The following is a 1,945-nucleotide window of genomic DNA, read 5'->3' on the forward strand; positions in this document are numbered from 1 at the left end:
GCAGACGTAGCTGTTGAAGTTGTTCGACTAGCATGGTGAATTCTCCTTAATGAAATTCATGGGGTTGACGTAAATTGGCGTGAGTAGTCAGTTGCTCCAGCAAGTCCAGCTGCAATTCAGTGGGCTGTTGGTCAAGGTTATTTTTGAGGATCGCTTTAATACTTTTGAAGGTTGAAGCACCCGTTTTTAATCCGCGTTCACAGGCGGCGTTGAGTCGTTCATTGTTGTAGGTTTTTACCAGCGAAAGCAGACCGGCACAGGAACGATAAGCCTGCTCAGGATGGGCTTTACTGGCGAGTTTCTGATTAACCCAATCAAGCACATGAGGGCCTGCGTTCTGGGCTCGCTGTTTAAATTTACCCGGATTCCAATCCATGTAGGCGCGGTGATGAGCCGGCATATGTTCTTTGTCGGTGCTTTGTTTTCCAGGCGTAAACAAGCGGACGTGATGAGCCACGCATTGTCCTTCGTGATAAAGACGAACCGTGCCTTCGCTAAAGTGCGCCTGCAAAGATTTTTTGACCAGCGCATAGGGAACCGAGTAATAATTACGTTCAATTTCAACGTGATAATCGAGATGAACCTTGACTGTTTTTATTTGCATGAAAATATAAGGTGAGCGCGGCAGCGACTTGAGTGCAGCCCTGTCCAGTGCTTCGAATTGGCTGGCTCTGGAGCCCGGTATTTTTTGAAACGCCTTTTGATTGAGCCTCACCAGCAAGGCACTAATTCGCTGATTTAGCTGAGCCAGAGTATAAAATACTTCGCGACGTAAGCAGGCTAAGATCCAACGCGTTACCAATAAAACGCCGCCTTCAGCTTTGGCCTTGTCTTTAGGTTTTCGCACCCGAGCTGGCATAATCGCAACACCAAAGTGGCTCGCCATTTGATGGTAGGTCGGATTGAGATCGGGCTCGTAACGACAAGCTTTCGCTACACCACTTTTGAGATTGTCGGGGATCACCAGTTCAGGAACACCGCCCATAAACTCGAAGGCACGCTTATGGCTCATACACCAGTCTTCCATCTTCTGCGACCAGGTCGCTTCGGCAAAGGTGTAATTACTGGCGCCCATCACGGCCACAAAGATTTGTGCCTTATGGGTTTCACCCGTGTCGGGATCGACGATTGGCACAGTCTGACCAGCATAGTCGACAAACAGTTTTTCTCCGGCTTTGTGCAGTTGACGCATACTCAGTGAAAACTTGGGTTTGAACTCGCGATAAAGACGGCAAAAATGGTTATAACTGAAGTGGTTGTTTGGATGACGCTCTGCATACTCCTGCCACAGTAATTCGATGGTGACGCCCTTGCCTTTGAGCTCCTGGTGCAGTTGACCCCAGTCTGGAACAGCTCGACTGGCTTTACACTTAACTCGTGTACCCAGAAACTCGCGCGCCAACCGAACATCGTCCCAATCGTCTGGCAGCGGCCAGCACTCAATGCCTAACTGAGCTGCTCTAGCGGCATAGGTTGACACGACCGAGGGTGAAATCGACAAGCTGACCGCAATTTTACGATGAGGCAGCTTTGCGCCATATTTAAGCTGTAAAATAGATTTAAGTTTACGCATTGAAATGGTTCCGTTTGGCATGCCTTTGTTCCTATTAGGTGAGGATAAAAGGCACTGATTTTAAACAAACGGAAAGCTGAAAGGGGAAATAACATCCATGTCGATCGCTTAATAACATGGTTCAATCAGGCATTACCATTATGGGCAAAAGTGATCGAGTTGCATGTTATTAAGCGATCGGCTTGGATGTTATTGAGTGATCGGGCTAAATGTTAATGAGTGATCGGCGAGGGTGGAAATACGCAGTCTTCGGATACTAATAGTTCTGAGCAATAATTGTTAGGGTATTCTCTTAAGGCATCGTCTGCTAATGGCAAGGACTAGGGACATGCACTCACAACTGTTGCTACTTCAAGGACTAGGGACAGGCAC

1 protein-coding gene is annotated in these 1,945 nt (G+C 47.8%); it reads right to left on the reverse strand.

Annotated elements, in window-relative coordinates:
- Window positions 1-46: 46 nt before the first annotated feature.
- On the reverse strand, window positions 47-1,594 hold the full coding sequence (locus COV52_03550; GenBank protein PIR11513.1) for an IS21 family transposase: 1,548 nt from the start codon (window positions 1,592-1,594) through the stop codon (window positions 47-49).
- Window positions 1,595-1,945 lie beyond the last annotated feature (351 nt).

It is taken from the genome of Gammaproteobacteria bacterium CG11_big_fil_rev_8_21_14_0_20_46_22 (genome assembly GCA_002796245.1).
GTDB lineage: Bacteria > Pseudomonadota > Gammaproteobacteria > UBA12402 > UBA12402 > 1-14-0-20-46-22.

Bases quoted from the DNA above. Each gene is read 5' to 3' on its own strand.
- COV52_03550 (PIR11513.1), bottom strand. From the start codon at position 1,594: ATGCCAAACGGAACCATTTCAATGCGTAAACTTAAATCTATTTTACAG.